Origin of the sequence: Mycobacterium sp. E1715, from assembly GCF_001667625.1 — a bacterium.
GTDB lineage: Bacteria > Actinomycetota > Actinomycetes > Mycobacteriales > Mycobacteriaceae > Mycobacterium.
Genome location: NZ_LZJJ01000542.1, coordinates 1 through 13,048 on the forward strand (window position 1 = coordinate 1; position 13,048 = coordinate 13,048).

Annotated in this window: 9 protein-coding genes and 1 pseudogene; 7 read left to right on the forward strand and 3 right to left on the reverse strand. The window is 68.1% G+C overall.

From position 1 onward, the window contains the following. The 6 genes from A9X03_RS26595 to A9X03_RS26620 all read left to right on the forward strand — a co-directional run. The coding region (locus tag A9X03_RS26595) for an arabinosyltransferase C-terminal domain-containing protein (RefSeq protein ID WP_197696152.1) at positions 1-1,311 on the forward strand (1,311 nt) is incomplete at its 5' end. After that, a complete protein-coding gene (locus A9X03_RS26600) occupies positions 1,308-4,535 on the forward strand; it encodes an arabinosyltransferase domain-containing protein (protein ID WP_068015452.1) in 3,228 nt (1,075 codons plus the stop codon). The genes A9X03_RS26595 and A9X03_RS26600, both read left to right, overlap by 4 nt. Positions 4,536-4,692: 157 nt before the next feature. Next, entirely contained in the window at positions 4,693-5,196 is a 504-nt protein-coding gene (locus tag A9X03_RS26605; RefSeq protein ID WP_067778992.1) for a hypothetical protein, read from the forward strand. Between the two features lie 108 nt (positions 5,197-5,304). Then, on the forward strand, positions 5,305-5,763 hold the full coding sequence (locus A9X03_RS26610; RefSeq protein ID WP_156746687.1) for a hypothetical protein: 459 nt from the start codon (positions 5,305-5,307) through the stop codon (positions 5,761-5,763). Between the two features lie 65 nt (positions 5,764-5,828). Next, positions 5,829-6,206: an FHA domain-containing protein gene (locus tag A9X03_RS26615; RefSeq protein WP_368664914.1), complete on the forward strand. Its 378-nt coding sequence runs from the start codon at positions 5,829-5,831 to the stop codon at positions 6,204-6,206. Between the two features lie 10 nt (positions 6,207-6,216). Beyond that, positions 6,217-7,989: an acyl-CoA dehydrogenase family protein gene (locus tag A9X03_RS26620; protein ID WP_068263833.1), complete on the forward strand. Its 1,773-nt coding sequence runs from the start codon at positions 6,217-6,219 to the stop codon at positions 7,987-7,989. Between the two features lie 217 nt (positions 7,990-8,206). Here the strand turns inward: A9X03_RS26620 and A9X03_RS26625 are convergent, their stop codons facing one another. From A9X03_RS26625 to A9X03_RS26635, 3 genes and pseudogenes are all read right to left on the reverse strand, one after another. Continuing rightward, the gene (locus A9X03_RS26625) at positions 8,207-9,577 is read right to left on the reverse strand and encodes a tetratricopeptide repeat protein (protein ID WP_068263837.1); all 1,371 of its coding nucleotides are present in this window, start codon (positions 9,575-9,577) and stop codon (positions 8,207-8,209) included. A gap of 34 nt (positions 9,578-9,611) precedes the next feature. Then, positions 9,612-11,117: an acyl-CoA carboxylase subunit beta gene (locus A9X03_RS26630; protein ID WP_231975472.1), complete on the reverse strand. Its 1,506-nt coding sequence runs from the start codon at positions 11,115-11,117 to the stop codon at positions 9,612-9,614. A gap of 65 nt (positions 11,118-11,182) precedes the next feature. Further along, a pseudogene (locus tag A9X03_RS26635) lies at positions 11,183-12,286 on the reverse strand (thioesterase domain-containing protein); the annotation flags it as partial. 130 nt (positions 12,287-12,416) lie between these two features. Here A9X03_RS26635 and A9X03_RS26640 point away from each other — a divergent pair. Beyond that, positions 12,417-13,048: phosphopantetheine-binding protein (locus tag A9X03_RS26640; RefSeq protein WP_369831423.1), on the forward strand; the 632-nt coding region annotated here is incomplete at its 3' end.

Genomic DNA, 13,048 nt, shown 5'->3' on the forward strand with positions numbered 1-13,048 from the left:
GCCGCGTGGCAGCACTTCCGGATGGACTATGCCGGCCACACCGAAGTCAAAGACAACCGGCGCAACCGGGTGCTGGCGTCGACCCCGCTGCTGGTGGTCGCGAGCATCATGGTGGTCGGCGAAGTCGCCTCACTGACCAAAGGCGCGGTGTTCCGCTACCCGCTCTACACCACCGGCAAGGCCAACCTCGCCGCCATCGCTTCCGGCCTGTCCCCGACGAGCTGTGCCATGGCCGATGACGTGCTTGCCGAGCCCGACCCCAACGCGGGCATGCTGGCGCCGGCGCCCGGGCAGGTCTTCGGGCCCGACGGCCCGCTCGGCGGGGTCAACCCGGTCGGCTTCAAGCCCGACGGCGTCGGCGACGACCTGCGGTCGTACCCGGTGGTGACCAAGCCCGGCGTGGTGAATTCGGATGCGTCGCCCAACAAGCCCAACGCCGCCATGAGCGACTCGGCGGGCACGGCCGGCGGGAAGGGCCCCGTCGGCGTCAACGGCTCCCATGCGGCGCTCCCGTTCGGACTCGACCCGGCCCGCACCCCGGTGATGGGCAGCTACGGCGAGAATTCGCTGGCCGCCACGGCGACCTCGGCGTGGTACCAGCTACCGCCCCGCACCCCGGACCGGCCGATCGTCGTGGTGTCGGCGACCGGCGCGATCTGGTCGTACAAGGAGGACGGCACCTTCACCTACGGGCAGTCGCTGAAGTTGCAGTGGGGAGTCACCCGCCCCGACGGCACCACCCAGCCGTTGGCCGAGGTGCAGCCGATCGACATCGGCCCCGAGCCGGCGTGGCGCAACCTGCGCTTCCCCCTCACCTGGGCGCCGCCCGAGGCCGACGTGGCGCGCATCGTCGCCTACGACCCGAACCTGAGCTCGGATCAGTGGTTCGCGTTCACCCCGCCGCGGGTGCCGGTGCTGCAAACCCTGCAGCAGCTGATCGGGTCGCGCACGCCGGTGCTGATGGACATCGCGACCGCCGCGAACTTCCCATGCCAGCACCCGTTCTCCGAACACCTTGGCGTGGCCGAACTTCCGCAGTACCGCATCCTGCCCGATCACAAGCAGACGGCGTCGTCGTCGAATGGGTGGCAGGCCAGCGAGGCCGGCGGCCCGTTCCTGGTCACTCAGGCGATGCTGCGCACCTCGACGGTCTCCACCTATCTTCGCGGCGACTGGTATCGCGACTGGGGCTCCGTGGAGCAGTACTTCCGGCTGGTGCCGGCTGACCAGGCGCCCGACGCCGCAATCGAACAGGGTGTGATGACAGTGCACGGCTGGAGCCGACAGGGACCGATTCGGGCGCTTCCATGAGCATCACGACCGTGAACAACCGCGAAGACAAGGCGACCGCCGGTCAAAACGTGCGCGCGACGCGCTGGGTCGCGACGATCGCCGGCTTGATCGGCTTCGTCCTGTCGGTCGCCACGCCGTTGCTGCCCGTCGTGCAGACCACCGCCACCCTCAGCTGGCCCCAGGGCGGCCAGCTGAACAGCGTTACCGCGCCGTTGATTTCACTGACGCCGGTGGACGTGACCGCAACCGTGCCGTGCTCGGTGGTGAGCGCGTTGCCGTCGGACGGCGGGGTCGTCCTGAGCACGGCGCCCAAGAAGGGCAAGGACGCCGCGCTGAACGCGCTGTTCGTCGTCGTCAACGCCAAACGCGTCGACGTCACCGACCGCAATGTGGTGATCGCCAGCGCGTCTCGAGACCAGGTGGCCGGCCCGCAATGCCAGCGCATCGAGATCACCTCGACGAAAGCCGGCGCCTTCGCCACCTTCGTCGGGCTGAAGGATTCGGCCGGCAGGCCGATCGGGGGCGGTTTCCCCGACCCGAACCTGCGGCCGCAGATCGTCGGGGTGTTCACCGACCTCACCGGCCCGGCCCCGCCGGGCCTGAAACTGTCGGCCACCATCGACACCCGGTTCTCCACCACCCCAACGACTTTGAAGCTGACCGCGATGGTGCTGGCCATCGTGTCCACGATCGTCGCGTTGATCGCGTTGTGGCGCCTGGACCAGCTGGACGGCCACCGGATGCGCCGGCTCATTCCGGCGAACTGGCGCACCTTCACGCTGGCCGACGTCACGGTCATCTTCGGGTTCCTGCTGTGGCACGTGATCGGGGCGAACTCGTCCGATGACGGCTACATCCTGGGCATGGCCCGGGTCGCCGACCACGCCGGTTACATGTCGAACTACTTCCGCTGGTTCGGCAGTCCGGAGGACCCGTTCGGGTGGTACTACAACCTGCTGGCGTTGATGACCCACGTCAGCGACGCCAGCCTGTGGATGCGCCTGCCGGACCTGATCGCGGGAATCGTCTGCTGGCTGCTGCTTTCGCGTGAGGTGCTGCCCCGTCTCGGGCCCGCGGTCGCCGGCAGCAAGGCGGCGAACTGGGCGGCGGGCCTGGTCCTGCTCACCGCGTGGATGCCGTTCGACAACGGCCTGCGCCCGGAGCCGATCATCGCCGTCGGTTCGCTGATCACCTACGTGCTCATCGAGCGCTCCATGCGTTACAGCCGGTTGACTCCCGCCGCGCTGGCGGTCATCACCGCGGCGTTCACCCTCGGCGTCCAGCCCACCGGATTGATCGCCGTGGCCGCACTGGTCGCCGGTGGCCGTCCGATCCTGCGTATCCTGGTCCGCCGGCATCGGCTGGTCGGCACCTTGCCGCTGGTGGCGCCGATGCTGGCCGCCGGAACGGTCATCCTGACCGTGGTGTTCGCCGATCAGACGCTGTCAACGGTGTTGGAAGCCACCAGGATTCGGACCGCGATCGGGCCCAGCCAGGCCTGGTACACCGAAAACCTGCGCTATTACTACCTGATTCTGCCCACCGTCGACGGTTCACTCTCGCGCCGCTTCGGCTTCCTGATCACCGCGCTGTGCCTGTTCACCGCCATGTTCATCATGTTGCGGCGCAAGCGAGTTCCGGGCGTGGCCCGCGGGCCGGCGTGGCGCCTGATGGGTGTCATCTTCGGCACCATGTTCTTCCTGATGTTCACCCCCACCAAGTGGGTGCACCACTTCGGGCTGTTCGCCGCGGTGGGCGCGGCGATGGCCGCGCTGACGACGGTGCTGGTGTCGCCGAAGGTGCTGCGCTGGTCGCGCAACCGGATGGCGTTCCTCGCGGCGGTGCTGTTCATTCTGGCGCTGTGCTTCGCCACCACCAACGGCTGGTGGTACGTCTCCAGCTACGGCGTGCCGTTCAACAGCAGCATGCCCAGGGTCGGCGGAATCTCGATCAGCACAATCTTTTTCGCGCTGTTCGTGATTGCCGCGGTGTATGCGGCCTGGTTGCATTTCGCCGACACCAGCCACGGCGAGGGCCGCCTGGCGCGAGCGCTGACCGCCGCGCCGATCCCGCTGGCGGCCGGCTTCATGGCGCTGGTGTTCGTGGCGTCGATGGTGGCCGGCATCGTGCGTCAATACCCCACCTACTCCAATGCCTGGGACAACCTGCGCGAGTTCAGCGGAGGCTGCGGCCTGGCCGACGACGTGCTCGTCGAACCGGACAGCAACGCCGGCTTCATGGCGCCCCTGCCCGGCGATTACGGTCCGCTGGGGGCGCTCGGGGGCGTGAACCCGACGGGATTCACTCCCAACGGTGTTCCGGACCGCACCCTGGCCGAGTCGGTCAAGGAGACGTCGGTGCCGCAGCCGGGCACCGACTACGACTGGGACGCGCCGCTGAAGCTGACGACGCCCGGCGTCAACGGATCGACGGTGCCGCTGCCGTACGGCCTCAACGCCGAGCAGGTCCCCCTGGCCGGGAGCTACACGACCGGGGCGCAACGGCAGAGCCGGCTCACCTCCGCGTGGTATCAGCTGCCGAAGGCGGATGACGGGCACCCGCTGGTAGTCGTCACCGCGGCGGGCACGATCGCCGGCAACAGCATCTTGCATCACCACACCAGCGGCCAGACGGTCGAGCTGGAGTTCGGCCGTCCCGGTCCCGGCGGCTCCGTGCAGCCGGGCGGCAGGCTGGTGCCCTACGACCTCTACGGCGAGCAACCCAAGGTCTGGCGCAACCTGCGCTTCGCGCGCTCGCAGATCCCGGCGGACGCCGTCGCCGTGCGGCTCGTCGCCGAGGACCTGTCGCTGACGCCGGACGACTGGATCGCGGTCACCCCGCCGCGGGTGCCGGAACTGCGCTCGTTGCAGGAGTATGTCGGCTCGACGCAGCCGGTGCTGATGGACTGGGCGGTCGGGTTGGCATTCCCGTGCCAGCAGCCGATGTTGCATGTCAACGGTGTCACCGAGATCCCGAGGTTCCGCATCACCCCGGACTACAACGCCAAGAAGCAGGACACCGACACCTGGCAGGACGGCGTCAACGGCGGCCTGCTGGGCATCACCGATCTGCTGCTGCGGGCCCACGTGATGTCGACCTACCTGTCGCACGACTGGGGCCGGGACTGGGGATCGCTGCGCAAGTTCGACACCGTCGCCGATGCCCATCCCGCGCAGCTCGATCTGGGCACCGCGACCCGTAGCGGCTGGTGGTCTCCCGGGCCGATCCGCATTAAACCGTAGGGCGTAATAAACGCCTTTTCTCTGGCAATTCGTCAGCCGCCCAATAACCGCACAAATTAACGAATGAGTAATTGCCGGAAATAGGTTTGATTTTGCCGGGCCCTGGTTAATACCTAACCGCTGTGATTCAGTTCACACGGGAGAAACAGGTGGGCCCATGTACACGCTGAGACGTATCCGAACATGTGCGGCGCTGATCGCGGTGGCGATCACCTGGGCGATGACGTTCGGCGTCAAGGCCCACGCCGAAGGCGGCACCACGGTGGTGCTGGACAACTATTTGCGGCGCTGCGATTTCAGCCGCGTCGGCGTGGCCCCGAAGGTGCCGAGCCCGATGCTCGGCACCGGCTCGGCGGTGATCCGTACCAGCGGGTCAAGAGCGCTCGCGGAGGTGCACCTGTACGACGAGCCCGAGCCCGGCACCCACTTCGACGTCGGGCTGATCCAGATGCCCCGGCCCTCGTCGAGCACCTGCGGTCCGGGTGATCCCGGCACCGCTTTCGCGGGCATGGATATCGATGCGGCGGGCACCGGAACAACGACCGTCCAAGACACCATTCGTCCCGGCACGACTGGAGTTTGGGTGATTATCGAACGGACCAACGCTAACTCGCAGAATCCGGCGGAGTTCTACACATCAGAGTTCGTCGCCCCGGTATAACCACGCCGTTGGGAGCGGGCAGTGCCTTAAGTCCCTATCACGACGCCGCGGTCGAGTGCTCCGATAAAGGGGTCGCCGCGTGACCGGCGTCGGATGAAAGGTACGGCAATGGACGCTTCCCAACAGTCGACACGCTTCTTCTGCCGCGTGCTCGGCCCCTTCCTCGTCGTCGTCGATGTGACGGCGGTGGCGCGCGCCTCGGACATGCAGTCGCTGCTGTCGCAGTTCGAGGCGAATTCGATGTGGACCTTCGTGACCGGAGCCTTCATCCTGCTGATCGGCCTGACCATCGTTGCGGCCCACCAAAGCTGGCGCGGCGCCGCGGCGGTCACCGTTTCCCTGGTCGGCTGGCTGATCGTGTTGCGCGGATTGCTGCTGGTGGCATTTCCCAGGTTCTTCGACGCGCTGGCCAACGACATGATCGGCGCGCAGGGCTGGTGGATCACGGCGTGCGTCGTCTTCGCCCTGGTCGGGCTGTACCTGACCTACGTCGGTTGGGTGCCGGCGCCGCAGCGCCCGACATCGCAGGCGACGGCGGCCAACCCGGACCTGCCGCGAGCCGCGTGAGCGACACGGGGTCGACGCCGCACCGGCCAACTCGGCGCGAAGACCCGGAGGACCGCACCGGCGCCATCGGCAGCGCCATGCCCGCCGAGCTCGACGCGCCGGCAACCGCCGCCGATGCCGCGATCGAGGACACCGCCGGGTTGCGCCCAGGCTCGGCGCTGCTCGTCGTGAAGCGTGGCCCCAACGCCGGTTCGCGTTTTTCCCTGAGCGCAGACGTGGTCTCCGCCGGCCGCCATCCCGAGAGCGACATCTATCTCGACGACATCACCGTCAGCCGTCGGCACGCCGAATTCCGAAGCGACGGCGGGCAATTCCGCGTCGTCGACGTGGGCAGCATGAACCAGACCTACGTCAACCGGAAGCCGGTCGACTCGGCGGTGCTGGCCAACGGCGACGAAATCCAAATCGGCAGGGTCCGTCTGGTTTTCCTCACCAGCGCGTAGCGTCTCACCCATGAGCGACTACGCCGCGGAGGCGGTGGACAGGCTGCCCTTCTCCACCGAGGAGAAGGCGCAGCGTTACCGGACCGAGGACTATCGCGGGGCGCTCGGTCTCAACTGGTACCTCACCGACCCCACCCTGCAGTTCATCATGGCGTACTACCTGCAGCCGGACGAGCTGGCGGTGGTGGAGCCGCACCTGGCGCGCATGGGCGAGCTGATGGGCGGCCCGGTCGCGAAATGGGCGGAGGAGACCGACCACAACCCGCCGCGGCTGGAACGCTACGACCGGTGGGGACACGACGTCAGCCAGGTCGTCATGCCGGCGTCCTTCACCCAGTCCAAGCGCGCGGTCCTGGACGCCCAGCAGGCGCTGCGCAACGACGCCCGCGCCGCCAAGGTGAGCTCGGGCCTGGGCCTGTTCGCGTCGAACTACCTGCTGAATCAGGCCGACATCGGGATGGGCTGCGCGTTGGGCACCGGCGGTGGCATGGTCTCCTCGCTGGTGGCCGCCTACGCGCCTGCCGACGTGCGCGAGCACGTGCTGGCCAAGTTCGCCTCGGGCGAGTGGGCCGGGGAGACGGCGCAGCTGCTGACCGAACGCACCGGCGGCTCGGACCTGGGCGCGCTGGAGACCACGGCGACCCGGGCCGGGGATTCCTGGATCCTCAACGGGTTCAAGTGGTTTGCCTCCAACTGCGCCGGCGAGGCCTTCGTCGTGCTGGCCAAGCCGGAGGGCGCACCCGACTCGACGCGGGGCGTCGCCAACTTCCTGGTGCTGCGCACCCGCCGCGACGGGTCGCGCAACGGGGTGCGGGTGCGCCGCCTGAAGGACAAGCTCGGCACCCGCTCGGTGGCCTCCGGCGAGGTGGAATTCGTTGACGCGGAAGCGTTTCTGCTGTCGGGAGAGCCCAGCGGCGAAGCCGGGCCATCGGACGGGAAGGGCCTGGGCCGCATGATGGAGTTGACCAACGCCGCGCGCCTGGGCATCGCCCTGTTCGGCCTGGGTAACGCGCGCCGCGCCCTAGTCGAGTCGTTGTGCTATGCCCGGCAGCGGCACGCGTTCGGCGGCGCGCTGATCGACAAGCCGCTGATGCGGCGCAAGCTCGCGGAGCTGATCGTCGACGTGGAAGCCGCGCAGGCAATGGTTTTCGACGGCACCGGCGCCACCAATCATCGCCAGCCGCGGGCCATGCGGCAACGCATCGCGGTGCCGGTGACCAAACTGAAAGTGTGCCGGCTCGGCATCACCGCGGCGTCCGACGCGATCGAAATCCACGGCGGCAACGGCTACATCGAGACCTGGCCGGTGGCCCGGCTGCTGCGCGACGCGCAGGTGAACACCATCTGGGAGGGGCCGGACAACATCCTGTGCCTGGATGTGCGGCGCGGCATCGAGCAGACCCGCGCGCACGAGCCGTTTTTGGCGCGGCTGCGCGACGCGGTGTCGGTGTCGGACGACGACGACACCACACGGCTGGTCGCCGGGCGCATCGAGGATCTCGACGCCGCCATCACGGCGTGGTCCAAGCTGGACCGCGACATGGCCGAGGCGCGGCTGTTCCCGCTGGCCCAATTCATGGGCGACGTCTATGCCGCGGCGTTGCTCACCGAGCAGGCCGCCTGGGAGCGCGAGGCCCGCGGCGGGGAGCGAAAGGCGTTGGTAGCCCGGCTGTATGCGCACCGGTACCTCGCGGATCGGGGGGCGCTGCGCGGCATCGACGCCGAATCCGACGAGGCGCTGGAGCGGTTCGACGACCTGGTCGACGGCGCGTTCACGGGCTAACGATCACCACCCGCCGGTCGCGTCGTGCGACAAACACCACTCGATCCACGGATTTGATATCGCTCGCGATATCACGGTCGGCATATGAGGGGCGAGACGCTGCCGAAGCAACCAATGATACTGCCCCGCAGCCGGTCTGTTCCGCGATCAGCCCACACGTTCGCTCGGTGCGGAACCATGACTGATTTCGTGATCGTGGTGAAACACCAGGATCCCGTCAGACCATCGCGCTGCCATCCCAGAACAGTGGCAGACCGCTCCAGGTGCGGGTGTCGATGAAGTGCAACATCGTTCGCGACGCCTCCGTGAGTTCATGGTCGTCGCCGAGCAGCCGCGCGCAATCGTCGATCAGCCGCCGGGTCCGCTCGCCAGCCGCCTCGAATTCGTGCCCCTCCCAGAACCGCCAGGCCAGGAAATAACGCCACAGCAACGTCTCGTAGGCGTCATTGCCCGCGGCGCGGGCGCTGCGGGACAACGCTTTCTTGGCCGCCACAACATTTTCCATCAACGCGGCGCGCTCGGCGCGCTGGTCGTCGGCGTCCTCGGTCACCTTCTCGACCGCGTCTTCGTCGAGGTCTCCGGTGTCCAGCCAGTCGCGTCCCGGAGGCTGGTCGATGTCGCGTTCTTCGGATTCCACGTCGACGAACAAATGGAAGGCCAGGTCGCGCACCTCGTTGAGGTCCTGCTCCCACTCGGCGTACGCCGCCGAACGTTGTTCGCGCGCACCGACGCTCAGCGGGTGCGCCTCGCCGAGGCCGCGGGTCAGGTCCTCGGCCAGCAGGTCCCACTCGGAGATGCAGTCCACTTCGGTACCGGACGTTTTCGGCGTCAAGAGCGCACGAACGTAACGCGCCCGCAAAGTAATTTCGTCGTCGTGGCCGAGCGCGTTTTCGGCGGTCGTTATCAGTTCGTTGAGGCTCTTCAGAACGAAGCTGGTGGGGCCTGTGGCTTCCCCGAGCCAACCCAGCCGCGCCAGTTGGGCGGCCAAAGTCTCGGGATGATGCGCCCCCAGAAGTTGGCGGCGGTACGTCACCACGGGCACCGCATCTGAGCTGGCGCCGAAAGGATCACCGAGGTCGTAGCGGGCCTGCGCCACCATGTAGGCCGCCGACAGCGTCACCTCGTGCTCGACACCGAACACGCAAGTTTCGGCGCCGCACAACCGCACCCAGCGAACCAGCCTGGTCGCCGCATCCTCATGGGGATACTCGACGTAGGCCACGACATGACTCGCACGGAGCGTGTCGGGGTGCTCGGCGCCCAGCACCCCAACCATCGCCGGAATCAGTTCGCGCAGTTGGTCAACCGCGCCGATGTCACCGAGGAGGAAGCGCCACCGTGCCACCGCGCCGGCCACCGCGAGAGTATCCGGGTGTTCGGATCCGAGTACCTCGCGACGTGTATCGAGGACTGCACCGGCGTCACCGACAGCACCTAGCGTGTCGCCGGCATTCTGCCGCGCCTCGGCCAGCGCCAGTCGCGCGGCCAAAGTCGATTCGTGTTGCGGCCCCAGCGCGGCATGCACCGATTGCCACTTCTGCACTGCTGCCGTGACGGGATCGACTGCGGCCTCGTGATTCTCCGACATGATCCCCCTGACTGGCCGGCCGTTCGGCCTGACGCTAGACCGGGATCAGCCCGTGCTTGCGTGCCGTGCGGAACCACAACTGCTTGTCGCGCAACAACTTCATCGACTTGCGCAGCAACAGCCGGGTGTCGTGCGGGTCGATGACCGCGTCGATGAAGCCGCGCTCGGCGGCCGTCCACGGGATCGCCATGTTGAGGTTGTAGCCCTCGATGAAGTCCTTCTTGATCTGCTGCGCCTCGGGCGTGGTCGGGTCGGGGAACCGCTTCATCAGCAGCTGGGCTGCGCCCTCGGCGCCGATCACCGCGATGCGCGCGGTGGGCCAGGCGAAGTTGAAGTCGGCGGTCAGCTGCCGGGAGCCCATCACGGCGTAGGCACCGCCATAGGACTTGCGGACGGTGATGGTCACCTTCGGCACGTCGGCTTCGACGACGGAGTAGAGGAACCGCCCACCGCGCTTGATGATGCCCCGCTTCTCCTCCTCGGCGCCCGGCAGGAACCCCGGGGTGTCCACCACGAAGACCAGTGGGATGTTGAACGCGTCGCAGAACCGGATGAACCGCGCCGCCTTGTCGGACGCCTCGTTGTCGATCGACCCGGACAGGTACATGGGCTGGTTGGCGATCACGCCCACCGGGTGCCCGTCGACGCGGGCGTATCCGGTGATGATGGCCGGCCCGTGCTGCGCGGCCACCTCGAGGAAGTCACCGTCGTCGAAGATGCGCAGCAGGATCTCGTGCATGTCGTAGGCCATGTTGTCCGAGTCCGGCACGATCGAGTCGAGCTCCAGATCGGTCGGCGTGACCTCCGGCTCCAGACCGGGGTTGACGATCGGCGGTTTGTCGAAGCAGTTCGAGGGCAGGAACGACAGGAAGTCCCGCACGTACTGGAACGCCTCGGCCTCGGAATCCACCACCTGATGGATGTTGCCGTAGCGGGCCTGCGCGTCCGAGCCGCCGAGCTCGTCGAGGGTGACCTCCTCGCCGGTGACCTCCCGGATCACGTCGGGACCCGTCACGAAGAAGTAGCCCTGGTCGCGCACCGAGACCAGCAGGTCGTCCTGGATCGGCGAATACACCGCTCCCCCGGCACATTTGCCGAAGATGAGGGAGATCTGCGGCACCAGTCCCGACAGCGCCTCGTGGCGCCGGCCCAGCTCGGCGTACCACGCCAGCGAGGTGACCGCGTCCTGGATGCGGGCTCCGCCGGAGTCCTGGATGCCGATGATCGGGCAGCCGATCATCGCGCACCACTCCATCAGCCGCGCGACCTTTCGGCCGAACATCTCGCCGACCGTGCCCTGGAACACCGTCTGGTCGTGCGAGAAAACCCCGACGGGCCGGCCGTCGATCGTGGCGTGTCCGGTGACGCACCCGTCGCCGTAGAGCGCGTTCGGGTCGTTCGGTGTCTTGGCGAGCGCGCCGACCTCGAGGAAGGTGCCCGGGTCGACCAGTGCGTGGATGCGGGCCCGGGCGCTGGGGATGCCCTTCTTGTCACGCTTGGCGACGGCCTTCTCACCGCCGGGCTCCTTGGCCAGCTCCATGCGAACGTGTAGCTCGGCCAGCTTTTCGGCTGTCGTGTGAGCGCGAGAAGGCTCCGCACCGGTCACTAGTTGCCCACCTCACTCTTCCGGCGGCGCCCCGCCTCGATGTTCTCCAGCGCCTCGGTCATGTGCGCGCCGACCTTGGCGATGATCGGCTCGTCGATGGCCTGGATGTGCTCCCCGCCGATCGGCACGACCTCGAGCTCGGACACGTACTCGCCCCAGCCGCCATCCGGCTGGCGAATGGCATACCGCGGCTCGAACTCGATGACGTCGTCATGGTAGCGATCCGCCATGTAGAGCGTGACGTGGCCGTCGTAGGGCTCGATCTGGACCGTCTCCAAGGCGCGGTTGTCGAGGTACGACGTGCGCTGGTGCTCGATGATCCCGCCCGGCACCTGCACACCGCTCTGCTGGACGATCTCCAAGACGAACTTGACCTGACCCTCGTCGTCGAGCTCCTCGAGCTGCTCGTAGGGGATCGCGGGGATCTCGACGTTGAAGGTGCGCTCGGCGAATCTCGCGTACCGGTCCCACCGCTTGCGGGTCTCTTCCCTGGTCTGCGGGATCTCTTCGCCGGCCCGGACCGTGTCGATCATGCCGACGAACGCCACGTCGGCGCCCATCCGCTTGAGCCCGATCGCGCAGGCGTAGGCCAACGCACCGCCCAGCGACCAGCCGACCAGGATGAACGGCTTGTCGCCGTTCATCTCCAGCAGTTTGGGCACGTATTGGGCGGCCCGTTCCTGGACGGTGCCCTCGACGCGCTCGAGCCCGTACATCGGGGTGTCCGGCGGCAACCGGTTGAGCAGTGGCTCGTAGACCACCGTCGAACCGCCGGCCGGGTGGAACACGAAAACCGGTATCTGCGAATCGTTTTGCGGCGCCCGGATGGTGCGGACGAATCCGTCGAGTTCACCGGCCTCGAGGTATCCGCGAACCTTCTCGGCCAGGGCCTCGATGTTCTCCGACGTCACCACGTCCTCGGCGGTGATCGGACCTTCGGCCCGCTCGGAGAGGCGCTGCGCCATCTTCTCGGCCTGCGCGTCGTCCAGCTTGGGCAGCGGGTTGAAGATGCCGCCCGGGGACTTACCCGTGACGATCGCCCACGTCGCGAAGGTGACCCGTTCGGCGGCGTCGCGCGGCGGCACGTCGGAGTTCAGCGCCTTGGTGACCGCCTCCTGGTTGAGCGCCTGTGCGGCGCCGGCCAGGTTGGGTGCGGGCTGCCCGCCGTTCGCCTTCGGCCCGGTCGGGTCGGTGGGCGGCGGCGGGATCGGCACGTCCGAGGCCGGTGTCGCCTTGCCGGCCGCGGTCGGCGCGGGCGCGGCCATCACGGCTGCGTCCAACGGGGCCGCCGTCGCGCCGGCGGAGTCCGGCGGTGAGGCCGAAGCCGAGACCCTGACCGACAGCCTGACCAACCGGTATTTCTCGGCGAGCATGGGCAAGTGGTCGCCGGACTCGGGCGAGACGGTCGCGGAGCGCCTGGGGCTGATCGTCGGCTCCGCCATGGGTTACGAGCCCGAGGACCTGCCGTGGGAGGTGCCCCTGATCGAGCTCGGGCTGGACTCGCTGATGGCGGTGCGGATCAAGAACCGCGTCGAGTACGACTTCGACCTGCCGCCGATCCAACTGACGGCCGTTCGGGACGCCAACCTCTACAACATCGAGGAGCTGATCAAGTACGCGGTCGAGCACCGCGACGAGGTCGAGCAGCTGCACGAGTACCAGCAGAGCCACTCGCCCGAGGAGATCGCCAAGGCCCAGGCGCAATTGATGAGCGGCGCCTCGCCCGCGACGATCGCCGCGCCCGCGCCCGACCCGCAGGCGGAGCCCGAGACCCAGCCGGCGCCGCCGCCGGCCTCGGACGTGCCGATCCCGCCGCCGCCCACCGACCCGACCGGGCCGAAGGCGAACGGCGGGCAGCCCGCACC

Bases quoted from the DNA above. Each gene is read 5' to 3' on its own strand.
- A9X03_RS26600 (WP_068015452.1), top strand. From the start codon at position 1,308: ATGAGCATCACGACCGTGAACAACCGCGAAGACAAGGCGACCGCCGGT.
- A9X03_RS26605 (WP_067778992.1), top strand. From the start codon at position 4,693: ATGTACACGCTGAGACGTATCCGAACATGTGCGGCGCTGATCGCGGTG.
- A9X03_RS26610 (WP_156746687.1), top strand. From the start codon at position 5,305: ATGGACGCTTCCCAACAGTCGACACGCTTCTTCTGCCGCGTGCTCGGC.
- A9X03_RS26620 (WP_068263833.1), top strand. From the start codon at position 6,217: ATGAGCGACTACGCCGCGGAGGCGGTGGACAGGCTGCCCTTCTCCACC.
- A9X03_RS26625 (WP_068263837.1), bottom strand. From the start codon at position 9,577: ATGTCGGAGAATCACGAGGCCGCAGTCGATCCCGTCACGGCAGCAGTG.
- A9X03_RS26630 (WP_231975472.1), bottom strand. From the start codon at position 11,117: ATGGAGCTGGCCAAGGAGCCCGGCGGTGAGAAGGCCGTCGCCAAGCGT.